The following is a 22,405-nucleotide window of genomic DNA, read 5'->3' as shown; positions in this document are numbered from 1 at the left end:
TTCGGGTTTCACGGCTTTCGATCAACGCGCCCGGCACCACGGGGGAAGGACCCACGGCGCCGGTCGGTCTCAGCGAAGGTTATGCATGCGCCGGGTCCTGAACCGCGAGGCGCAGGTAGTTCATGCTTGTCTGCAACGCGCGTTCGGCATCTGCGAGGTCGTGCACGACCTTGGCAAAAGGTTCAAAGGAATAGGTGCCGGTGTAGCCCGCGTCGCGCAGTGCGCGGATCTGTGCGACATTCCCGAGCCGGTCATCAGCATCCACCAGCACGCGGTGCGCATCAAGCATATCCTGGGCCGCGACGGTGGGATCGGTGACCCCCGAGATATGCACCAGCCCTGTCCATTCGGGAAAAAACTCTGTTTCACCCGCCAGATGATGGTGGAACGTGTCGTGCATCAGCTGGTACACGTCCTGAGCGCCTGCAGCCTTGATCGCCACGATGGCATCTGCCTTATGGCGCAGAGACGACACCGGAAAGCCAAGCGGTTCGATGAGGCCGGTCAAGCCGCGCTGTCTCAGGATCGGGGCCAACGCGGCAAGTGCTGCGACAAGGTCGTCCTGCGCAACTGCGGTCCCGTCGTTGAGCGGACACATTACCAACGCTTTTGCCCCGCAGGCCTGTGCGTAATCGGCCATTGCAACCGCGCGGTCCGCCATGTCCCGTGACCAGACATTGAAAGGGTAAAGGGCGTTGATCGACAGGATCTCCACGCCCGCAGCTTCCGCCGCTTTCTTTACAGTTTGCGGGGCGATGTGGTTCATCACATCGGGGATGTCATTGCGGATCTCGACCTGGGTAGCGCCAAGTCGGCGCACCATGGCAAAGAAATCCTCGACAGGCAGTTTTGGCGTGCAGATATGGTTGATCGCAAAGTCCATGATGTTTCCTTTCACGCGTAAAGCGCCGGGCGGGCCGGCAACGAAATCTCGATGATCTTGCCGGTCTCCTGCGCTTGCACACACGCATCCGACGATATCGCAGCAACATAGCCGTCCCAGGCAGACGGCCCCCCCACGGTGCCGGATGGCACCTGGTCGATGAAATCCTGCAGCTCGGCGTCGAAGGCGGCAGCAAAACGCCCTTTCCAATCCATCATGATATCGTTCGACAGGCGGGCATCCCTGCGCGTTGTGATCGCCATTGGCTCTGGCAGATTGGCGATGCCTTCCTCGCCCACAATCTGGCACTGGATGTCGTATCCGTAGCGGCAGTTGACGAAGATTTCGCAGTCGATCCGGACGCCTTTTGAGGTTTCCAGCAAGACAATTTGTGGATCGGCCAGCCGGGCATGGGCATGTTTCGACTTGCGCGGAAAAACAACCTGCGCGGATACGAAATCATCGTCTAGAAGCCAGCGAAAGGTATCGAGTTCATGGATGAACGTGTCGTGTATCGCCATCGGTGTGACGTATTGTTCCGGCACAGTGGGGTTCCGATGCGCCGCGTGGATCATCAGCGGCGCGCCAAGGTCTCGTTCCATAACCTGTTTGAGCATGTTGTAGCCCTGATCGAACCGGCGCATGAATCCGACCTGGACCAGACGCTTGCCGCCTTTGGCCTCGGCGTCAACGATACGTTTTGCACCTTCGGCTGTCGTCGCCAGCGGCTTTTCGCAAAAGACCGGCTTGCCAGCCTCAATCGCGGCCAGCACATAAGCTTCGTGGGTAGAGCCGGTCGAACAGACCAGCATACCGTCGACCATATCAGACGATATCAGATCTTCGCCGGTTGCGAAGATTTCCGCAGAGGGCGCGAGGGCCGTTTTCACCTTTTCGGCATTTTCGGGCAGGTAATCGCTGATTGCGACTATCTCTGCACCGGTCAGGACCTGTTGAATGCGCCGGGTATGATCGGTGCCGATCATACCTGCGCCGATGACACCGATTTTGACAGTCATGTACGTGATCCTTGATTGAAGTGATTGGCGATATATCGTTTGGTTTCGGCCAGCATGAACCGGGCGCTGTCCTCGGCCCGATCTTCCCAGCCGAAGACGCAGTTCGACAAAACACCGTCGAAATTCATGTCCGCCAGCGTGGTAAAGAAAAGGTCCCAGTCGATTTCGCCCTGACCGTAGTCAAGATGCTGATGGACGCGGACCTTGGACTCAGGCGGATTGACGATGTAGCGCAGACCCGACGACTTGTTGTGATCATAGGTGTCGGCTAGCCGGACATGTTCGAGCAGACCTTCCGTCGCGCGCAGGTTTGCCACCATGTCGGGGCCATAGAAGAAGGTGTGCGGCGCAATGAACGAGGCGCGCACCATCGGTGAATTGATGGTTTTGATGATGTCGACCGCGGAGGCGATATCCTCGACCCAATCTTCGGGATGGGCTTCAAGCGACAGCTTGATCCCTGCGCGTTCCAGAAGGGGCACAAGGATATCCATTGCGCGGAAGAACTGACCTTCGCAAACCTCGGGACGATGCAGACCCGATGTGTCCTGCAGCGACCTGTTCGGCGACCCGCCACGTCCGAATTCCGACACCAGCATCGGGCATTCCAGTTCGACCGCGAATGAGATGGCACGTTTCCAGTTGTCGATCGCCATGTCCCATTCGTCGGCATAGGGGCTCGCCCAGCGATACATCGGCTGTATCGTCGCCAGACCGACATTGTTGTCGCGCAACGTCTTTTTGAACGACGCGATCCGGTCCGGATACAGCTTGGGCCGGGTCCACCATGCAAAGAAGTCAGGACGCGGTGACATTTCGACATGGCCGTAGCCCAGTTCGGCGACCTTGCGGATGGTCTCTTCCAGCGACAGGTGCCGGACCATATGCGGATCAAGCGTGTGCTTCATATTCGTCCTCAGGATAACAAGGGATTCATGACGTTGCCTTTGCCCACGTCTGAATCCTGGTGTTGATGTATGGTCAGACCCGCGGGCCAGACCGCATTGGCGGGCTCAGACCGCATCTGGGATGTCGAATTCCGGCTGGGTCTTGGCGCCAGTGATATAGGCGACCACGTCCTGTCCGTCCGTTTCCTCTTTGCGCAGGTTCGCCACGACCCGTCCGCGCCGCCACACGACGATACGGTCGCAAAGATCCATTACCTGCCGCATGTTGTGGCTGATCAGGATCAGAGGTTCACCCTGTTGTTTGAGAGTGCGGATAATCTCTTCGACCTGGCGCGTTTCCTGCACGCCAAGGGCCGCCGTGGGTTCGTCCATGATGGTCAGCTTGGAATGAAAGGTGGCGGTGCGCGCGATTGCGACGCATTGGCGTTGGCCACCGGACATGTTCTGGATCGTGTTGTTGATGTTGGGAATTTTTACCCCGGTCTTTTCCAGTCCGCGAAGCGTGGCCTCGCGCATTCCCTTGTAGTCAAGGATCGAGAATGGGCCGAGGTTGAACAGGATCTTCTCCCTGCCAAGGAAAAGATTGTCTGGCACATCAAGATGGTCCGCCAGCGCGAGGGTCTGGAAAACGGTTTCGATCCCCGCCTCGCGTGCATCCAGCGGGCCTTCGAATTCGACATAGCGGCCATCGAACCAGATGCGGCCTGCCGTGCGCTTTTCCACGGCGGTGATCTGGCGGACGAAGGTCGATTTGCCTGCTCCGTTGTCGCCCATGATGGCAACATGCTCGCCTTTGTGGATTTCAAAGTTGCAACCGGTCAGGGCGTGCACACCGCCGTAATGCTTTGTCAGCCCTTCAGTCCGCAGGATCACGTCACCTGCCGGGTGGTTTGCCTGAGGTGCATCTGCGCCCGAAATAGCAGTCTGGATATCACTTGGCATTTTTCCCTCCCTCACTGTGCTGCTGACGGGCGGCGTTGCCGCCACTGGTCGAGCACGACGGCCCCTACGATGATCGCGCCCTTCACCATTTCTTGGTAGTAGGCGTCAAGCCGGAGAAACGTGAACCCGGAGATGATGACACCGAAGATCATTGCACCCAGAACCGTGCCGATGATCGATCCGCGCCCCCCCTGCAAGGAAATGCCACCGATGACCGCCATCGCGATGGCGTCGAGTTCGTACATCATCCCCATGCCGGCCTGTGCTGTCAGGTTCTTGGCGCTGAGCACAAGCGCAGCGACGCCGGCCAGAAGCCCGGCAATGGCATAGACCATCACCTTGTGACGCGCGACTTTGATGCCCGACATACGCGCTGCGGCCTCATTCGAGCCGATGGCATAGGTGTGCTTGCCGTAGACTGTGTACTTCAGGATCAGGTGGAACATGATTGCCAGAAAGGCAAAGATGTAGACCGGCATCATGCCTGAACCGATGGCGGCATAGCTCTCGGTTGGGAAGGACACGGGCTGCCCTGCCGTCCACCATTTGGCGGCACCGCGCGCCGACACCATCATCCCCAGCGTGGCGATGAAAGGCGGAATGCGTGTATAGGCAACAAGCGCACCATTGATCACCCCCGCCAAAAGACCACATGCCAGCCCGACAGTAATCGGCAAGATCACGGGCATGTCCACAATACCCTGCGCAAGGAAAATGGCGCGGGTATTCTCCATCCCGTTGATTTCTCCCACCTGGGCGAAGCTCATGGCGATCATGGCCGTCGCGCCAACAATGGAGCCGGAACTCAGGTCAATGCCGCCGGTGATGATGACCTGCGTGACGCCGAGCGCGATAATTCCGATGATCGATACCTGAAGAATGATGATCTGAAGCCGTGCCGTATTGAAAAATCCGTCAACATTGTCACGGGTGTTGAACAGAAAGCTGTCGTTCATGACAAACCGCCCAAGCAGTTCGAACACGACGACGATCAGGACGAGCGCGATGGCAACTCCGACCTCTTGCGGCATGTTCCGCTTCGACGTATCGAAGGTCAGTCCGCCAATTCCATGTGATGATATCGCCATTTGGCACTCCTCCTCCGGGTAGCCACCGATGTCGTCCGGCAGTCGCGGTGACGGCGCAGACCCGCGCCGTCACAATGTGACATTCGAACGTGCGATCAGTTTCTGCTCGTGAAGTCGGCCATGTTGTCAGGAGTGACCAGCTGAAAGGGCACATAGACGCGCGTGTCCACGTCCTCGCCCGCTGCCAGCTTCAGGGCCGCGTCGATGGCGCCCGAACCCTGACCTGCCGCATCCTGGAACACCGTCACGTCAAGTTCGCCCGCAGCCATCGCCAAGAGCGCGTCCTGTGTGGCGTCAATACCGGCAACAACCACATCGTCCATGCTGATGCCCGCGGCCTTCATGGCCTGGATCGCCCCGATGGCCATTTCATCATTATTGGAGATCAGCGCATCGAAAGGTTCACCGGTGGACAACCAGTTGGTCATCAAATCCTGCGCTTCGTCACGCGACCAGTTCGCCGTCTGACGGTCGATCTGCTGAAATTCAACAGCACATTGGCCAGCGGCGATGACATCGTCGATATCCTGCGTGCGCACCACGGCGGCTTGGTTCGACAATTCGCCCATCATCACATAAACTCGGGCGGGGTCGGTGCCATTTGCCGCCAAAATGTCACAGACTTCGATCGTCTGAAGCGTGCCGGATTCGCGTTCGTCGGATGCGACAAAGGCCTGGTTTTCTGGCAGAGTATCGACATTCACAGGTTCGCGGTTCACGAAAACGAGCGGCACACCAGCTGATGCTGCGGCGTTCGACATCGCCTGTGTCGCTGAGGTATCAACGGGATTGACGATGATTGCATCCACGCCAGAGGCGATAAAGTTGTTGATCTGATCCAGTTGCCGTCCGACATCGTTCTGCGCGTCTTCGACCTGGATATCGATTCCGTCCATACCACTGACCTGTGCGATCATCCCGTTGCGCAAAACCGTCAGGAAGTTGTCATCAAACAGCGCCATCGACACGCCGATCGTTTCTGACATCGCAGATGTCGTCATCAGCATGGCGACAGTCGTGCCGGCAAAGAAATTCTTCATTATAGATATCCTCCCATTTTCGGTGTCCGGCGCACCCGTTTGAACCGGAAGTCTGCAAATGCAGCGTCTGTCATATGGAACATGACCGGTCGTGCGCGACCAAACTGCGCGGCACGCGTTTGTGTCACAGATGTTCCTCCCCGTTTTGCCATGACCGCTGAACGCAGCCGCCATCGGCCTCGTGTTTGTGCCCACGATGAGACGGTTACGTCAATCATGAGCACTGCATTATGCGTCATTTGTGATGTGAAATAATGTCGCTAAATGATGTTTTTACATCATTTAGCGCGATGTCAGATCGATTCAGGCAGATACAACCGCGGTTCAAGAAAATGCTGGCCGTGCATGTTCCCGAAACCTGACCGGACAGCGTTGATCATCTGGTCCACCAAATCTGCGCATAATTGTGCAAGCGGGGTCGAAATAACCATCGTGACATAGCCATCCGCCAGCGCTGCGCGACTGTCTTCTGTCAGTTCATTCACCACCAATGCCACCTTTTCCGGCGGACGTGTTTCGCGCAGCGCGGCAATCGCGCCTTCCATACCGCCGCCTGCAACATAGATTCCGCGCAGGTCCGGGTGTCGCGCCAGAAGGTCGATGGTCGCCTCATGCGTCAGATTGCGCGTTTCCAGGTTCACAAGCGTATCGAGGACCCACGACTCAGGCGCATTTTCCCGGGCATAGCTCCGAAAGCCGGTTTCGCGCAATTGGTGGCCGTGCCAGCGGTTGCCCCCTACAAAGACCGCGATCTTGCCGGGCTGGCGCTGGGTCTTTACGATCATCCACGCCGCCAGTCGCCCCATTTGCATGTTGTTGAGGCCAAGATAGTTTTCACGTACGCCTTGGGCAAAATCGTTCAGCACAGCAAATGTCGGAACGCCGTTGTCCTTCAGGCGCTGCACTTCGCGCGTGATGCTTTGATGATTGACGGCGGAACTGGCCAGCACGTCGATCTGATCACAGATTGCATTGATTTCCTGCAGGAACCCATTCGGGGACTGGTCGGCTGAAAAACGGATGATCGCCTTGCCGTGGATGTCACGGCGACTCGCCACTGCTTTTTCGATCTCGCGTGCAAAATTCTGATAGAATTCCTGCTTGCCTTTGTGCAGCACAAAACCAAGCTTCATTTTCGGCACCGAGGGCGCAAGCCGCTGATCGATCAGGCCGCGCGCATGATATCCGATGCGGTGCGCAGCATCCGCAACCTTTCTTGCGGTTTCCGCGCGTACCTCGATCCGCCCGCTGAGCACGCGGTCCACGGTAGCGGTGCTGACCCCCGCTTCTTTTGCAAGTTCCTTGATTGTTGGTCGTGATGGCATGCTTCACTCCTGATGTGAAAACATCATAGTGGTGCATGCGTTTGTATCGCAAGCGCAACTGAACCCCGATCGGCAATTCTCGATCATATGGATCTCGATGGACTGTTGCATCAGGTAGGGGTTTTGGCGATTATTGCGGTGAACGGCTTGCTGATATGTCGAGCAGACAGCCGCCCTGCAACGGTCGCCGCAGTCATCGTCCAAGGTTGGCCTAAGATGTCGCCCGCGCGCCCGTTTCTTGGTTCAGGAAAGGTTCAGGGCTTTCCACCTCTTCCAGCTTCCTGCCGTTGATCCACCAGAACCGATTGCCGACATTGCGCAGAAAGCTGCGGTCATGGCTGACCAGCAGGCATGACGCACCCCGCGCAATCAGCTCGTCCTCCAGTGCTTCCTGACCCTCGATATCAAGATGGTTTGTTGGCTCATCAAGCAGATAGAAATTTGGGTTCTTAAGGCGTAAAATCAGCATCGCCAGACGCGCTTTCTGCCCACCTGACAATGCGCCGATCTTGGTGTCTTGCATCTGTATGGACACACCCGCACCTGCCAGAACGGCGCGCGCGCGTTGATCGCCTATGTCAAATTGTCGGGTCACAGCCGTCATGGGCGTGTCAGTGTCAGAAAGAAGGCTCAGATGCTGGTCGGAATATGCCGGGATGACCGTGGGCGCGCATTTTACGGCACCACCGGACCCATCCAGCGCATGGTGTATCAACGTGATCAGCCGGGTTTTCCCGGTGCCATTGGACCCAAGCAACACGATGCGATCGCCGGGTAAGATCCATTTTTGTCCGGTTTTATAGAGCAACCTGCCATCCGGCGTTGCGACGGATACATCATCCAGCGTCACCAGTGCCTTGGCATGAGTGCCGCTGTTTGCCAGCCTGATTTCACCTGCACTGCAGTCTTGGTAGGCAGGCTTTGCGGCCTCCTCGATCCGCGCGGCGCGTTCGTTGAGCTGCTTTGTCTTTGTGATCAGCAGATCAGACCCGGAATTGATGCCGACATTTTTCAGCTTTGCAGCCTGTTTGCGCAATTGCTGCGCCTTGTTCAGATCATTCGCAAAGCGCCGCTCGTCCGCAGCGTCTGCTTCGTCGAGCGCGGCGCGGGCCGCCGTAAACGGAAGCTGAAACACCCGCGAATTTTCGGCACGCAGAAACAGCGTCCGGTTGGTCGTGGCATCCAGAAACGCCCTGTCATGCGAGGTCATGACAACGGGAACATCGCGCGGCAAATCGGCAAGCCACGTCTGCAACAATCCGATACGCGTCAGGTCCAGATGGTTGGTGGGTTCATCCAGCAGCAGCACATCGGGTTCGACAATCCATGCCGCTGCCAGCATCGCCGTGCGCTGCCATCCGCCGCTTAACGCATGCAGTGGTTTGTGCTGCACTTCAAAGGGCACGCTCAGGTCGTCCAGCACGACATCCACCCGCCAGCTTTCATATTCTGCCTGTTCGGCGGGAAGGGCCGCCAACACCCATTCATATAGCGTGCGGGATTGGGCCGCGTCGGGTATGTTCTGGGTGACAAATCCGACGCGCAATCCACGCGCGCGGACGATATCTCCGGTGGTCTGGTCAGACATGCCTGCAAGACATTCCAGCAGCGTCGTTTTTCCGCGTCCGTTCGCAGCGACCAAGCCGATGCGGTCGCCTTTGGAAATCGTCAGGGTCAGGTTTTTGAAAAGACTATCGCCAAGGGTCACGCCCAAAGCATTGATGTTCAGAATTGTCATTGGAAACTCGATCAAAAAAGGTCGCCGCAAAGCGGCATCCGGGCAGACCGATTGAGATGTCGTGTCTCGGGTCAGCCCTGCAAACGCATTTACAGGGCGAAACGGGGACCATGCTGAAGTCGGCGGATGATACGCATGCTCAGCTTGTGCCCTCCCGTTGTGAAATTGTGACCGATAACCCGGGTTTAAGAAACATGGCCAGAATTCGCAAGAGCCGCGCAGCGCGAGTGGTAAGACGCCCTTGTGCCGTCTCTCGTCAGTCTGACACCTTCGTTGCGCCTACTGAAGATTCAGCGCCCTTTCCTGCGACGTCATCGCAATAAGTTAACCACGTGGTCTAGCCCCGCGAGTTTGGCAAAGCGTGTCAGTTCTGCTTCGACTTTCATCAGGCGATTGCCCAAGACAGGGCGCTGGTTCTCTGTCCAAAGCCGCGACAACGTCAGGGTGCTGTTCGCGCGGTTGCCCCTGGCTTCGATGCGGCCAACGAAACGGCTGCCTTCCAGCAGTGGATAGACGTAATATCCCCATTTGCGTTTCGCCTCGGGGACAAACATTTCGACCGTGTAGTCAAATCCGAACAATCTGGCGAGGCGGGTGCGATCACGGATGGCGGGGTCGAACGGGTTCAGGATGCGGAGCCGGGACGTCGGATCCTTCAAGTTCCTGATCCGGTCTTCAATATCAGCACAGGCAACGGCCTTGGTCCAGTTGCGATCTGCCCCCTCGATCTCGACTTCGATCAGGTTTGCCGCATCACGTTCTGCCCAGGCCCTGACTTCATCAACGTCACAGGCCGCCCAGAATTTGCGGATTTCCGCCAGTGTTCCGAACCCGATGCGGTCCAGTGCTGCGCGACAAAGCTGCGTGATCTGCGCCTCATCCGTGAGGATCGGCAAGTCCTGAGGGAAGACGCGTTCGGCAAGATCATAGAATTTCGTCACACCGTTGCGATGCGATGTCGCCAGCTCGCCTGCATACCAGAGGTAGTCGAGCACCATCTTGTGCGGTGGACGCGCCCACATGGCTTTTTCACCCACGACCTTCGTGTCGAAATGTTGCGTGCAAAGAGGGCCTTCTTCCGTGATGCGCCGTTTCACGGCGGCGATCAGATCAGGGTCAAGATGTCGGCCGAACCAGTTCGATCGCGCTACCTCTTCGCGCTTCCGTTGAAACTGGCGCTGCCACATCGGCAGGAATTCCATCGGCAGGACCGAGGCGTCATGCGTGAAATGTTCAAAGACCTGCCGCTGGCTGCGCAGCAAGGGGTCAAGCATCGGTTCGCGGTAATTCTGGTTCCGGCTCCACAGAATATGGTGATGGGCGCGGGAAACAACCTGGATCGTGTCAAGCTGCACAAACCCCAAAAGCTTGATCAGGCCCAATGTGTCCAAAGCACCCGTAGGGGCCTGCGCCAAACCATGCGACGAAAGCCACAGGACACGGGCCGTCGGATTATCGATTTTCAGTCGGCCCACACCAGTCAATCCCCTGAGGTTCTCTTTGGGTCAGCGATATGACACGAAAGTCGGTTTCGCCCGGCATCTGACACGGGGCCTCATGCCCTCGCTAAAGCTTACGGATTTTCAGCGTCGCGATGCGGTTTTCTTCCTTCGCCAGCACCTCGAACCGGAAGCCGTGGAACGAAAACACCTGTCCGACCACCGGGATCGTCTGCGCCTCGTGGATCACCAGACCGGCGACGGTATTTGCCTCTTCATCGGGCAATTGCCAGTCATGGGCGCGGTTCAGGTCGCGGATCGTGATGCCGCCATCGACGATATAGGCCCCGTCCGCCGTCGCCTCGATCTGGTCTTCTTCGGGATCGTCGAATTCATCGGCGATCTCGCCCACGATTTCTTCGAGAATGTCTTCAAGCGTGATCAGCCCTTCCAACCCGCCATATTCATCCACGACCAGCGCAAAATGCGTCTTTCGTTTCAGAAAATTGCGCATCTGATCGCCCAATGTCGTGGTTTCCGGCACGAAATAGGGCGGCATCGCCACACGCATCACGTCAAAGGCGGCCAGTCCCTCCGCGCCACCGCCAAGCAGTTTATGCATGGCGCGCAGCAGATCCTTGGCATGGATCACGCCGACGATATTTTCGGGATTGTCGCGGTAAAGCGGCAGGCGGGTGTGCTGGCTTTGCAAAATCTGCGCCAGAATATCATCCGCTGGCAGCGCCGCATCGACCATTTCGATGCCGGAACGGTGCAGCATCACCTCTTCCACGGTGCGTTCATTCAGGTCAAGCGCGCCAAGCACCCTGTCGCGGTCTTCCTTTTCGACCCAGCCTTCGGAATGGCCCAGTTGCAGGGCACCGGCGATTTCCTCGCGCACGGCAAGGATATTGCTGTTGGGATCGGTGCGCACGCCGAAGACATACAGCACACCGCGCACCAGAAACCGCACGGCGGTCACGGCAGGTGAAAACACCAATACAATCACCTTGATCGGGCGGGCGACAAGCGAGGACACTTTTTCAGGATTTGTGATCGCCACGGTTTTCGGCAGCACCTCGGAAAAGATTAGCACCAGCAGCGTCATGATCAAGGTCGCGGCGGCGACGCCATTCTGGCCGAATACGGTGGTCAGCAGCGCCGTGGCCAAAGATGTCGCCAGAATATTGACGACGTTATTGCCAAGCAGAACCGAGCCGATCAGCCGTTCGTTATCTTCGGTCACGATCAGCGCCTGTTCGGCACCCTTTGATCCTTTATCCGCCATGGATCGCAATTTGCCGCGCGATGCGGCCGTCAGCGCGGTTTCAGAACCGGAAAAGAAGGCCGAGAAGACCAATAGCAGGGCGATAGCCCCGGCCGTGGCCCAGAAGGTAGCGTCGAATATCGCGGGTTCCATCAGATGCTTTCAGGTGTTTTGCTGTTTATCCACCGCGCGCGCTGCCAGATCAAGGCTTGTCGGATTTTGCAAGCGGGTGATGTTGCAGAACCAGCTCTGTCAGCCGCGCGTCAAGCACATGGGTATAAATCTCGGTCGTGGCAATGTCGGCATGGCCCAGCATCGTCTGGATCGACCGCAGATCGGCACCGCCCGCCAGCAGATGCGTGGCAAAGGCGTGGCGCAGGACATGCGGTGTGACCCGGCTGGGCGATATACCCGCCGTGACCGCGAATTCCTTGATCAGCGCAAAGAAACGGTGCCGCGTCAGATGGCCCGCCTTGCCATGCGATGGGAACAGGTATTTCGACGCAGGTTTGCCGGCCTTGCGCGCCAGTTCTTCTGCGGCGTCGCGTGCGACCAGATAATCCGCCATGGCCGCGCGGGCAGGGGGCGACAGCGGCACCAGCCGTTCCTTGCCGCCCTTGCCGCGCACCAGCAACATCCGCGGATCGCCGCGCGCCGCTGAAACCGGCAGGCTGACCAGTTCGGTGACCCGCATGCCTGTGGCATAAAGCAGTTCCATCAGGCAGGTATTGCGCAGCGCGTCGCGTTTGCTGGCGCGGGCGGCATCCAGCAGACGGTCCACTTCACCCAGGTCCAGCGTCTTGGGCAGGCGCTGTGCGCGCCCCGGCCCCTTGATCTGCAGCGCGGGATTATCGGCGCGCCAGCCTTCGTCAAAGGCAAAGCGGAACAATTGCCTGATCGCCGACAACCGCCGCGCGCGCGTGGCCTTTGCCAGCCCCTCGGCCTCGCAATCGATCAGATAGCTTTCGATCTGGTCCTGCGTCACCTGCAGGAAATGCAGGCCACGGTCGGCCAGCCATGCGGCAAAGCCCTGCAGATCGCGCGCATAGGCCAGTTGCGTATTCGTCGCCGCATCCAGTTCCGCCGCCTGCGCCTGCAGAAACGTCTGCACCCAGCGGGCCATGGCGGCGGGGGCTGTCACGTCGCCCGGTCCAGTATCATCAATTGCAACGCGGCACGGCGCGCCACGTCTTCCAGCCCGACCAGCCGGAACAGCGCCAGGGCATCGGTCAGCGATCTGGCATCGCCGGCATAGCCTTCGTTGAACAGGATGACGGCGCGCAGCATCGCTTCGCCGGTTTTGCCATTGGCGACCAGATTCTGCAGATCGGTGGGCGCGGGCGATCCGGCAAAGGCCGCCTGTATCGCCAGGGCGCGCGGCGCCCTGACGGGCACATCCTGCGGCTTCCCCTTGGCGATGGCGATCAGGAACGGGTCAAACCCATCATCGGCAGCGATCAGATCATCCGCCACGCGTTCATAATCGGATGACAACAATCCGATGCGATAGGTGATATCGCGCGCCTCGCCCGTCAGAACCATCGCTTGCAGGGCATCGCTGTAAAGCTTGGCAAAAGGCACCTCGGTCCGGGCCTGTTTCATCGCGTCCCAAGCGGCGGGCAGATGGCGCGACACCGCCTGCGCGTCCTCTGCCGTCACGGCATTATCCAACCGGATCACCGCCGCCGCCCGGTCCCATATTCCGCCAGAGGCGGCGGGCGTGCGCGCGGTATAGAAATTCTGCAACACGTTTTCCGACACGGCCCCCTGGCGGGCCAGCCTTTCGGCGGCTTCCAGTTGCGCCTTCCAGGCATTGTTGCCGCGCAGATCGGCATGCGAAAAGGCCAAAGGCAGGTTCGACGTGACAAGCGGTTCGCCAAATGCCTCATACAGGCGGAACAGCAATGGGGTGACGTTTTGCGGCTGCGCCAGCGGCGGTTCGCCTTCGAACAATTCCGGGTCCAGGAACCGGGACAGCACATCGTTTTCGGTATCGGTGATATCGCCCAGCACGCGATGCGTGTTCAGCGACAGAACCGCGACCGCCCATTCGCCGCCCCGCGCCTGACAGAACACGCGCGACAGATAATCAGGTGCCAGCGCAGGCGTGTCATTCATTACACGGCAGGCGGCATCTTCGGTGCCCATCAGCAGTGATACCTCGAACCAGCGCTGGAACACCGGCGCTGTATCAGGCTCGGCCAGTTCGATCAGCGCCTTGGCCTGTTCGACCGCGCCCAGTTCGACCAGCTTGTCCACCCGCGCCAGAAACAGGGCGCCATCGGCCCCGGCGCCCATCGGTGGATCGGCCTCTGCCAGCATCAGGACCTTGATGAATTCCCGGATCGCGGGCAGCGATTCGCGGCGTTCCTCGCCCACCAGCGCGACCAGCGTGTCTTCGCGGCTCGCGGCCCAGATATTGCTGGGCAGTCCCGTCACATCCGACGGTAGCAGGCCGACCGGGTCCTTGGACAGACGGTCCAGCGGGGTCACGCTGATCTCGGGCGCGACGGCGCTGTCGGTCACCGGGGTTTCATCTGGCGACGTGACCGTCGCCGCCTCGGCCGATAACCAGTCGATAGACGACAAAGGGTCCTGCGCCAGCGCAGAGCCCGTGGCAAGCACCAGAATCGCCGCCGGAAGAAAGGTATCAGTCAAGCGTGACAGGGCGGATGACCTCTTGTGCGGGGGCCGCGAAATCGGCGGGGAACAGCAGGGGCCCGACATAGGCATAGGCCATGAACCCGACCGTGATCAGGACAAGTAGAAAGAATAACACCTTGAATAGCCGCCACATTGCCTGCCCCGATCTGCTTTGCCCTGATATGTGGTCTGAACGCCACCTTCACAACGGTTTATATATGGTCTTTCAGACAATATCACGGCATTCATTCAGAAATCTTACAATTCGGCATCAGGTGGCCGAGAAGGCAGCAAAGGGGACGGCATGGCGCCGGGGGCAGCATATCGGCTCAAGCGCAAGGTGGTGTTGGTGGGCATGATGGGGTCGGGCAAGACCGCGATCGGGCGGTCGCTGGCGGTCGCGCTCAATGTGCCTTTCGTGGACAGCGACAGCGCCATCGAAGAAGCCGCCGCCCTGAGCATTGCCGAAATCTTTGCCCGCGACGGCGAGGCGTTCTTTCGCCTGCGCGAAACCGAGGTGCTGCGCCGTCTGCTGGCAGGCACGCCGGGGATCATTTCCACCGGCGGCGGGGCTTTTCTCGCCGCCGAAAACCGCGACATGATCGCGCGCGACGCGGTGGCGATCTGGCTGGATGCTGATCTTGAAACGCTGTGGGAACGGGTCCGGCACAAGGACACGCGCCCGCTGCTGCGCACGCCCGACCCCAGAGGCACGCTGGCGCGCCTGCTGGATGAACGGCGCGATTTTTACGCGCAGGCCGGTCTGCGCCTGCCGATCGGTTTTCACGCCTCAATCGAGGATACCACCCAAAGCGCGCTGCGCCTTCTGGCCAGCCGCCCCGATATTCTGGAAACATTATGACCGCATCAGTTCATGTCGACCTGCCCGGCAGGGCCTATGATATCCACATCGGCCCCGGTCTGATCGCGCAGGCGGGGGCGCATCTGGCGGCCTTGGGCGGCCGGCGGCATGTCTGTATCGTCACTGATGAAAACGTCGCGGCGCTGCATCTGGCGGCGTTGCAGGCGGCACTGTCCGCCGCTGGCCTGACGTCTGCTGCGCTGGCGCTGCCACCCGGCGAGGCTACGAAAAGCTGGGCGCAACTGGAACATGTCACCGAATGGCTGCTGGCGCAAAAGGTGGAACGGCGCGACCTTGTCATCGCCTTTGGCGGCGGGGTGATCGGCGATCTGGCGGGTTTCGCCGCCGCGATCCTACGGCGCGGCGTGCGGTTCGTGCAGATCCCGACCAGCCTGCTGGCGCAGGTCGACAGTTCCGTCGGCGGCAAGACCGGGATCAATTCGCCGCATGGCAAGAACCTTGTGGGCGCCTTTCATCAACCCGCCCTGGTGTTGGCTGATACCGACCTGCTGGGCACCTTGCCTGCGCGCGATTTTCTGGCGGGCTATGGTGAGGTGGTCAAATACGGGCTGTTGGGCGATGCCGCGTTCTTTGACTGGCTGGAACAATCCGCACCGGCCATGGCCGCAGGTGATATGGACGCGCGGGTGCGCGCCGTGACCCGGTCCTGCGAGATGAAGGCCGATATCGTCCGACGCGACGAAACCGAACAGGGCGACCGCGCGCTGCTGAACCTTGGTCATACCTTCTGTCACGCGCTGGAATCCGCGACCGGCTATTCCGACCGGCTGTTGCATGGCGAAGGCGTGGCCATCGGTTGTGCGCTGGCGTTTGAACTGTCCGCCCGTCTGGGCCTGTGCTCTCAGGAAGATCCCAGCCGTGTCCGCGCCCATCTGCGCGCCATGGGCATGAAGGTCGATATCCGCGACATCCAAGGCGATCTGCCGGGGGCAGAGGCGCTGCTGGATCTGATGGGGCAGGATAAGAAGGTGCAGAACGGCAAGCTGCGGTTCATTCTGGTGCGCGGCATCGGGGAGGCTTTCATCACATCGGATGTGTCGGGCGAGGCGGTGCTGGGCCTGCTGCAGGATGCGTTGCGGGCCTGAACATCGTCGCGGGTGACTGGCCAAGACCTTTCCCACGGGCAAGCCGCCGCTTCTTATTTCCCCGAATACTCCCGCGCAGCGGGCGGATCAGCCATCCTCGCGCGTCAGGCTGATCCCGTATTTGCGGGCAAAAAGATAGAAGAGCGGTGCTTCCATCAGCATCAGTGTCACGATGGCAAAGACAGCCCAATTACTGTTGAATAACAACAGGTTGAACTGAAAACCTGATCCCCAGAACAAGGCCCCCGCGACGCTCAGCGCCAAGGCAGACAGCACCAGATCGACCTGCATGATCTTCGGCAGGGTCTTTTCGCGCAGGCCCGGAAATATGCCCAGATAGGCGATCCCGAGGATGACGCCATTCACGATCAGGATCTGCCATTCATGTGCAAGCTGCATCACGGATCAGAACGGGATTTCATCATCCATATCGCTGCCACCGGATGGCGCGCCGCGCCCGCCGCCGCCGCTACTGCTGCCATAGCCGCCGTCGTCATAACCGCCCTGATTGCCACCGCTGCTGCCGCCCCCGGCATAACCGCCACCACCGCCGCCTTCGCTGCGGCCATCCAGCATGGTCAGCGTGCTGCCGATCCCTTGCAGCACGACCTCGGTCGAATAGCGGTCAGCGCCGGACTGATCCTGCCATTTGCGGGTCTGCAACTTGCCTTCGATATAAACCTTTGACCCTTTTTTCAGATATTGTTCCGCGACCCGCACCAGCCCTTCGGAAAAGATCGCGACGGTGTGCCATTCGGTTTTTTCGCGGCGTTCGCCGGTGTTCTTGTCTTTCCAGGTCTCTGACGTGGCAATGCGCAGATTGGCCACCTTGCCGCCGTTCTGAAAGCTGCGGACTTCCGGATCGGCACCCAGATTGCCGATAAGAATGACTTTGTTGACTGATCCGGCCATGGGATTCTCCTTCGATTCTGTTGCCGCTTTTGTGACAGACGATCTTTACCACAACAAGGTGAAGCGCGGCTTAACGCCTGCCAAACGACAGGGTTCTTGGCCGGTGGGCGCAAATCTGCTATGATGGCAGGATTAGAAGGCAAAGTATTATGATGATATATTTGAAAGCGGCGGCAGGTCTTGCCGTGGCGTTGACGGCCTCTGCTGTTGCCGGTCAGGACCGCAACAGCCTGTTCCAACGTCAGACACAGGTGCTGGACGGGCGCGCTGCACAGCAATATTCCCGTTCCGTCAGTTTGCAACCGCCCAGCGCCACCGTGCCGCAGGCGATTGCCCCCTATCAGGGGCGCGGGTCGGGACCATATCTGGATCTTGCGCGCAGCGCCGCCCAGCGCCACGGCGTGCCAGAGGATCTTTTCCTGCGTCTGGTCCAGCGCGAAAGCGGCTGGAACCCGCAGGCGGTGTCGCACAAGGGTGCCATCGGGCTGGCGCAGCTGATGCCCTCCACTGCGCGCGGTCTGGGCGTCGATCCGCATGATCCGGAAAGCAATCTGAACGGCGGCGCGCGCTATCTGCGGATACAATTCGACAGTTTCGGATCATGGCCGCTGGCGCTTGCCGCCTATAACGCGGGCCCCGGTGCTGTCAGCCGCCACGGCGGCGTGCCGCCCTATGCCGAAACCAAGGATTATGTCATCGCTGTCTGGGGGGAATAGCCCTATCCGCGCGCCAGCCCGAATTTATAGATCTGCGGCAGATAGGCGATATTGACATCCCATCCGACAAAACCGGGCCGCGCATGGCGATAGATCGTGCGCCAATAGGGCTGAACGATCACCGCTTCTTCCACCATGATCCGCTGCAATTCGGCCATTACGGGGCGGCGGGCATCGGCATTTGCGATGCCGTTCGCCTTGGCCAGCAGATCGTCGAAGGCGTCATTGGCAAAGCCGCTTTCGTTCCAGGCCGCCCCGGACCGATAGGCCAGCGCAAGGGTCTGCGTATCCAGCGGACGGTGGTTCCAGTCTGTCGCGGAAAACGGATAGGTCGTCCAGTTGGCGGCATAGGTCGTCCCCGGCACCGACTGGCGGCGCACCAGAAAGCCTGCATCGCGCAACTGGGCGGCGACCGCATCGGCGGTGTTCTTGCGCCAGTCATCGTCGATGGACAGCAATTCCATTTCGAAATCGGCCATCCCGGCCTCTTGCAGCAGGGCAAGCGCTGCGGCGGGGTCATGCGGCAGGGCGGGGATATCGGCCCAGGCCGGATGCATCGGGCCGACATGCTGGTTGCGCGCCACCTCGCCCCGGTCGCTGTAGCCCAGCTCCAGACAGATCGCATTGTCCACGGCCATGACAATCGCCTGACGCACGCGTTTGTCGGCATAGGGGCGGATGCCATCCACCTCGGCAAGCTGATTGCCCCGGATCACGATGGTCGAGGAAGAGGCGACCGCCGATTCCTCCCACCCGATAGTGGTGAACAGATCGACGAAATCGCCCACGGTTTCATAGGTGGCGTCGATCTCATCCGCGCGGGCGGCGGCCAGCCCGACGGCGGGATCGGTGCCGTAATCGATATATTCGATCCGGTCGAGATAGGCCCCCTTGCCAGCCGTATAGCCCCACCAGTCATGCGCGTCATTGCGCACCAGAACGGCGCGCGATCCGGGTGTAAAGATTTCGGGCAGGTAGGGGCCGGTGCCCAGCGGGTTATCCAGCATCGTTTCCGGGTCGAACCCGGCGGGTGTGATCGCGGCGGGGTAATCGGACATGCCGGCGATCAGCGTGATATCGGGCATCGGCAGGGTCAGTTGCACGGTCAGGTCATCGACCAGCCTGATCGCGCCCTCATAGGCCTGTCCCGTGGCCGGGTCGATCAGCGCCGCGAACCGCGCCGCCATGGAATTGCCCGGCACCTTCGTGTCACACCAGCCTGCGATATTGCGCGCCACATCGGCGGCGGTGAAAGGCGTGCCGTCATTCCATGTCACGCCGGGCCGCACGCGCAGGGTATAGATTGTTGCGCTGGCATTCACGTCCCAACTGTCCAGCAACATGGGCTGGAACGTGCCGTCATTGTTGTATTCGACCAGATATTCCAGCCATCCCGCCGTCACATACGACAGATACGGCCAGTCAAAGGCGCGCGGGTCCTTCAGCGGGCGCACATCCATCTGAATCCGCATCGTGCCGCCCTTTTGCGGGACAGGTTCATCCTGCGCGCGCGCAGGCGCAACAAGCCCCAGCATCCCATAAGCCGCAGGCACCGTCACGCCCAGCGCCGTGACCCGTGCCAGAAACGCCCGCCTGTCCAGTTTCCCCGCCTTGGCATCACGGATATAGGCCCGGGCGATCGGATGCCGGGTCTGGTCTGGTCTGGTCATGGCAAGTCCCTTCGGGGTCTGGGGGCGACAATGCACACATGGGACAGTTTATACCATGAGGTCAACCAACCGCCCCAATTACTTTGCCATCACCCTGTCGTGACTGCGCCGGAACGCGGTGGGCGTCTGGCCCAGCTTTTCGTGAAAACTGCGGGTGAAATAGGCGGCAGAGGCAAAGCCGAGGATCTGTGCAATCTCATGCACCGGCCTGTCGGTATCGCGCAGCAGCACGCAAGCCTCGTAATGGATACGGTCGTTCAGCAGCGCCAGTGCAGAGCGTCCGGCGATCTGCTGGCAGACGCGCGCCAGATGGGTCGGTGTCACGTCCAATTCGCGCGCAAAGCTGGCGACACCGCGGTCCAGTTGGAAATCCCGCGCGATCAGGGCGGTATAGCGCGCCACCAGCCTTGCCGCAGCGCTGTCGCGGCGGTTGTCGCTGGCTGTGGCGATCTGCGCATCCGCCTGTCTGGTCACGAAGATCGCAAGCAGGCCCGCCCAGAGATGTGCGGCCTTGTCATCGCCGATGGATTGCAATTCCTTTTCGATCTTTTCGAGATATTGCACCGCCTCTTTCTGGTGCCAGACATCCAGAAGCCGCAGATGCACAGGCCGGTCTGGCCAGGCATCACTGTCGGGCAGGGTCAGGATATGGCCATGCGTCGTCGGGCTGAGATCAAGGGCATACATGGTCTGGGGCGGCAGATAGATCATGTTATTGGGGCCATAGCCGCTGGTCAGCCCGGCGACATTCACGCGGCCTTGCCCCTTTGTCACCATGATCAGCCGTCCTGTCGGATGGCTGCGCATCGATTCATTGCGCCAGCGCATCGCGGCACCGCCATGCGACAGCGGTGCCAACGCCAGGGAAGGCGGAATCTGATGCATTACATTCATACCATACACCTTTACTGCACAATTGAAGGTGATTCTGGCGACAAAACCCGGCCCACACAATCCACGATTCAATCTACAATAAAAGTGTTGCAAAATGATTGATGTCGTCACCCGACAATTGGTGCCAGTCTTTGTGGCGCGCGCGGAACCATGTGCGCTGGCGCTTGGCATATTGGCGTGATGCGATGATCGCCGCCTCGCGCGCCTGATCCAATGTCATCTGTCCTTGCAGATGGGCGATCATTTCGGGCGCGCCGATCGCCCTGGACGACTGATGCGCAGGGTCCCAATGCGGCAGCATCGCGCGCGCCTCGTCAAGCGCACCCATGTCCAGCATCTGATCAAACCGCCGGGTGATCCTATCGTTCAGCCAATCCTTCGGCGCATCTACGCTGATCGCGACACAGGCATCCAGCGGCAGCAAAGGTGCGGGCGTCGTGTCCTGCCAACGGGCCAACGACCGGCCCGTGGCCTGCTGCACCTCCCACGCCCGTTGCACCCGCATCCGGTTCTGCACATCGATGCGGGCCAATGTCACCGCATCCAGCCCCGCGATCAGATCGGGCAGGGGGATCAGATCGGCCTGCGCGCGCAGATCATCCGGTGTGGGCGGGATTTCCGCCAGCCCCTGCGTCAGCGCGTGAAAGTTCAGCCCGGTGCCGCCCGTGATGATCAAACGCTTTGGCCCTTGCAGCAAGGGTGCCAGATCGCGCAGCCAATGGCCTACCGAATAGGGCGCATCATAGGGCACATGGCCGTAAAGCGCATGGTCCGCCTGCGCCAGATCGGCGTCGGAGGGGCGCGCCGTCAAAATCCGCCAGCCCGCGAAAACCTGCAACGCATCGGCGTTTACGATCACCCCGCCTTGCCGCATGGCGATGTCCAGCGCCAGCGCGGATTTGCCTGATGCGGTGGGTCCCGCGATCAGCACGGGTTTATCTGGGGATATCGTAATCATTGCGCGTCTTTCCTGCCCGGTCTTGCGCCAGGCGACAAGTGCCATTGAACCCGCGCCCGTTTTGCGACATTTTGCGCCCAAACCAGCGCCAAAGGAAACACCATGACCGACCCTGCCAAAACCACCTATAAACGCGTCATGCTGAAAATCTCGGGCGAGGCGCTGATGGGCGATACTGCCTTTGGCCTGCATCCCCCCACCGTGCAAAGGGTCGCGCGAGAGGTCAAATCCGTCCATGACATGGGGGTCGAGATTTGCATGGTCATCGGCGGCGGCAATATCTTTCGTGGGCTGCAGGGCAGCGCGCAGGGGATGGAACGCACGACAGCCGATTACATGGGTATGATCGCCACCGTGATGAACGCCCTGGCGATGCAATCGGCACTGGAAGAACTGGGCATCCATACGCGGGTGATTTCTGCGATCACGATGAACGAGGTCGCCGAACCCTATATCCGCCGCCGCGCCGTGCGACATCTTGAGAAAAAGCGCGTCTGCATCTTTGCCGCCGGCACCGGCAACCCCTATTTCACTACTGATACCGCCGCGACCCTGCGCGCCAATGAAATGAACTGCGAGGCGATCTTCAAAGGCACCAAGGTCGATGGCGTCTATGACAAGGACCCGGTCAAACATGCCGATGCGGTGCGTTATGATGTGGTCAGCTATGACGAGGTGCTGCAGAAACATCTGGGCGTGATGGATGCCAGCGCGATTGCACTGGCGCGCGACAATGATCTGCCGATCATTGTGTTCTCGCTTGATGAACCGGGTGGCTTCAAGGGGATCTTGGCGGGCGAGGGCACATATACCACCGTGCGCGACTAACGCTTTGCTATACAACCGGGCAGCATTGCCCTAGAGAAAGTTAACGCAGCGTGACTGCGAAGGAAGAATAAACCATGTCTGACGATTTTGAACTTGATACCGACGATCTGGCCCGCCGCATGGACGGGGCCATTGCCAATCTGCGGGTGGAACTGGCGTCCTTGCGC

At 59.9% G+C, this 22,405-nt stretch carries 22 protein-coding genes and 1 pseudogene; 5 read left to right on the top strand and 18 right to left on the bottom strand.

Features of this window, described 5'->3' with window-relative positions; all coding sequences use genetic code 11:
• Positions 1–79: 79 nt before the first annotated feature.
• From ACK4TM_RS06705 to ACK4TM_RS06645, 13 genes are all read right to left on the bottom strand, one after another.
• Positions 80–883 (bottom strand): TIM barrel protein, encoded by an 804-nt coding sequence (locus tag ACK4TM_RS06705; RefSeq protein WP_409698632.1) that lies wholly within the window; start codon positions 881–883, stop codon positions 80–82.
• Positions 884–894: 11 nt separating this feature from the next.
• The gene (locus tag ACK4TM_RS06700) at positions 895–1,902 is read right to left on the bottom strand and encodes a Gfo/Idh/MocA family protein (RefSeq protein ID WP_409698629.1); all 1,008 of its coding nucleotides are present in this window, start codon (positions 1,900–1,902) and stop codon (positions 895–897) included.
• Positions 1,899–2,810 (bottom strand): sugar phosphate isomerase/epimerase family protein, encoded by a 912-nt coding sequence (locus tag ACK4TM_RS06695; RefSeq protein ID WP_409698626.1) that lies wholly within the window; start codon positions 2,808–2,810, stop codon positions 1,899–1,901. Before ACK4TM_RS06695 ends, ACK4TM_RS06700 begins: the two co-directional genes overlap by 4 nt.
• Positions 2,811–2,915: 105 nt before the next feature.
• Positions 2,916–3,752 carry an ATP-binding cassette domain-containing protein gene (locus tag ACK4TM_RS06690; RefSeq protein WP_409698623.1) on the bottom strand — a complete coding sequence of 279 codons (837 nt, stop codon included), beginning with the start codon at positions 3,750–3,752 and terminating at the stop codon, positions 2,916–2,918.
• 11 nt (positions 3,753–3,763) lie between these two features.
• The gene (locus tag ACK4TM_RS06685; RefSeq protein WP_409698621.1) at positions 3,764–4,840 is read right to left on the bottom strand and encodes an ABC transporter permease; all 1,077 of its coding nucleotides are present in this window, start codon (positions 4,838–4,840) and stop codon (positions 3,764–3,766) included.
• Positions 4,841–4,935: 95 nt separating this feature from the next.
• Positions 4,936–5,880, bottom strand: coding sequence for a sugar ABC transporter substrate-binding protein (locus ACK4TM_RS06680; RefSeq protein ID WP_409698618.1), 945 nt, complete (start codon positions 5,878–5,880; stop codon positions 4,936–4,938).
• Between the two features lie 293 nt (positions 5,881–6,173).
• Complete coding sequence (locus ACK4TM_RS06675) at positions 6,174–7,205, bottom strand: LacI family DNA-binding transcriptional regulator (RefSeq protein ID WP_409698615.1); 1,032 nt, start codon at positions 7,203–7,205, stop codon at positions 6,174–6,176.
• Positions 7,206–7,416: 211 nt separating this feature from the next.
• Positions 7,417–8,943 (bottom strand): ABC-F family ATP-binding cassette domain-containing protein, encoded by a 1,527-nt coding sequence (locus ACK4TM_RS06670; protein WP_409698612.1) that lies wholly within the window; start codon positions 8,941–8,943, stop codon positions 7,417–7,419.
• 311 nt (positions 8,944–9,254) lie between these two features.
• Positions 9,255–10,418 carry a winged helix-turn-helix domain-containing protein gene (locus ACK4TM_RS06665; protein ID WP_409698609.1) on the bottom strand — a complete coding sequence of 388 codons (1,164 nt, stop codon included), beginning with the start codon at positions 10,416–10,418 and terminating at the stop codon, positions 9,255–9,257.
• Positions 10,419–10,509: 91 nt separating this feature from the next.
• Positions 10,510–11,802: an HlyC/CorC family transporter gene (locus ACK4TM_RS06660; protein ID WP_409698606.1), complete on the bottom strand. Its 1,293-nt coding sequence runs from the start codon at positions 11,800–11,802 to the stop codon at positions 10,510–10,512.
• Positions 11,803–11,851: 49 nt separating this feature from the next.
• Positions 11,852–12,772, bottom strand: a complete 921-nt coding sequence (locus ACK4TM_RS06655) for a site-specific tyrosine recombinase XerD (protein ID WP_409698682.1) — start codon at positions 12,770–12,772, stop codon at positions 11,852–11,854.
• A gap of 14 nt (positions 12,773–12,786) precedes the next feature.
• Complete coding sequence (locus tag ACK4TM_RS06650; protein WP_409698604.1) at positions 12,787–14,307, bottom strand: hypothetical protein; 1,521 nt, start codon at positions 14,305–14,307, stop codon at positions 12,787–12,789.
• Positions 14,300–14,446, bottom strand: a complete 147-nt coding sequence (locus ACK4TM_RS06645) for a hypothetical protein (RefSeq protein WP_409698601.1) — start codon at positions 14,444–14,446, stop codon at positions 14,300–14,302. The genes ACK4TM_RS06650 and ACK4TM_RS06645 overlap by 8 nt, the downstream gene beginning before the upstream one ends.
• A 150-nt stretch (positions 14,447–14,596) precedes the next feature.
• Between ACK4TM_RS06645 and ACK4TM_RS06640 the strand changes: the two genes are divergently transcribed.
• Together ACK4TM_RS06640 and aroB are read left to right on the top strand one after the other, a co-directional pair.
• Positions 14,597–15,154, top strand: coding sequence for a shikimate kinase (locus ACK4TM_RS06640; RefSeq protein ID WP_409698598.1), 558 nt, complete (start codon positions 14,597–14,599; stop codon positions 15,152–15,154).
• On the top strand, positions 15,151–16,260 hold the full coding sequence (gene aroB, locus ACK4TM_RS06635; RefSeq protein ID WP_409698595.1) for a 3-dehydroquinate synthase: 1,110 nt from the start codon (positions 15,151–15,153) through the stop codon (positions 16,258–16,260). The genes ACK4TM_RS06640 and aroB overlap by 4 nt, the downstream gene beginning before the upstream one ends.
• A gap of 87 nt (positions 16,261–16,347) precedes the next feature.
• On the opposite strand, the gene ACK4TM_RS06630 is transcribed toward aroB, so the two are convergent.
• Positions 16,348–16,659, bottom strand: coding sequence for a hypothetical protein (locus ACK4TM_RS06630; protein WP_409698592.1), 312 nt, complete (start codon positions 16,657–16,659; stop codon positions 16,348–16,350).
• A 6-nt stretch (positions 16,660–16,665) separates the two neighbouring features.
• Positions 16,666–17,172, bottom strand: a complete 507-nt coding sequence (locus tag ACK4TM_RS06625) for a single-stranded DNA-binding protein (protein ID WP_409698589.1) — start codon at positions 17,170–17,172, stop codon at positions 16,666–16,668.
• A gap of 152 nt (positions 17,173–17,324) precedes the next feature.
• On the opposite strand from ACK4TM_RS06625, the gene ACK4TM_RS06620 reads away from it, so the two are divergent.
• The gene (locus ACK4TM_RS06620) at positions 17,325–17,888 is read left to right on the top strand and encodes a lytic transglycosylase domain-containing protein (RefSeq protein WP_409698679.1); all 564 of its coding nucleotides are present in this window, start codon (positions 17,325–17,327) and stop codon (positions 17,886–17,888) included.
• Between the two features lie 2 nt (positions 17,889–17,890).
• Here ACK4TM_RS06620 and ACK4TM_RS06615 read toward each other — a convergent pair whose 3' ends face one another.
• The 3 genes from ACK4TM_RS06615 to miaA form a co-directional block, all read right to left on the bottom strand.
• Complete coding sequence (locus tag ACK4TM_RS06615) at positions 17,891–19,558, bottom strand: ABC transporter substrate-binding protein (RefSeq protein WP_409698586.1); 1,668 nt, start codon at positions 19,556–19,558, stop codon at positions 17,891–17,893.
• Between the two features lie 78 nt (positions 19,559–19,636).
• Positions 19,637–20,452: an AraC family transcriptional regulator gene (locus tag ACK4TM_RS06610; RefSeq protein ID WP_409698583.1), complete on the bottom strand. Its 816-nt coding sequence runs from the start codon at positions 20,450–20,452 to the stop codon at positions 19,637–19,639.
• A 73-nt stretch (positions 20,453–20,525) separates the two neighbouring features.
• A complete protein-coding gene (miaA, locus tag ACK4TM_RS06605; protein ID WP_409698581.1) occupies positions 20,526–21,455 on the bottom strand; it encodes a tRNA (adenosine(37)-N6)-dimethylallyltransferase MiaA in 930 nt (309 codons plus the stop codon).
• 57 nt (positions 21,456–21,512) lie between these two features.
• Between miaA and pyrH the strand changes: the two genes are divergently transcribed.
• Positions 21,513–22,238: a UMP kinase gene (pyrH, locus tag ACK4TM_RS06600; RefSeq protein WP_409698578.1), complete on the top strand. Its 726-nt coding sequence runs from the start codon at positions 21,513–21,515 to the stop codon at positions 22,236–22,238.
• A gap of 74 nt (positions 22,239–22,312) precedes the next feature.
• Positions 22,313–22,405 (top strand): annotated as a pseudogene (locus ACK4TM_RS06595) (ribosome recycling factor); the annotation flags it as partial.

The organism is Yoonia sp. (assembly GCF_046292185.1).
Classification (GTDB): domain Bacteria; phylum Pseudomonadota; class Alphaproteobacteria; order Rhodobacterales; family Rhodobacteraceae; genus Yoonia.
The sequence above is the reverse complement of the archived record's forward strand: the minus strand, read 5'-3'. Positions and strand labels throughout refer to the sequence as shown.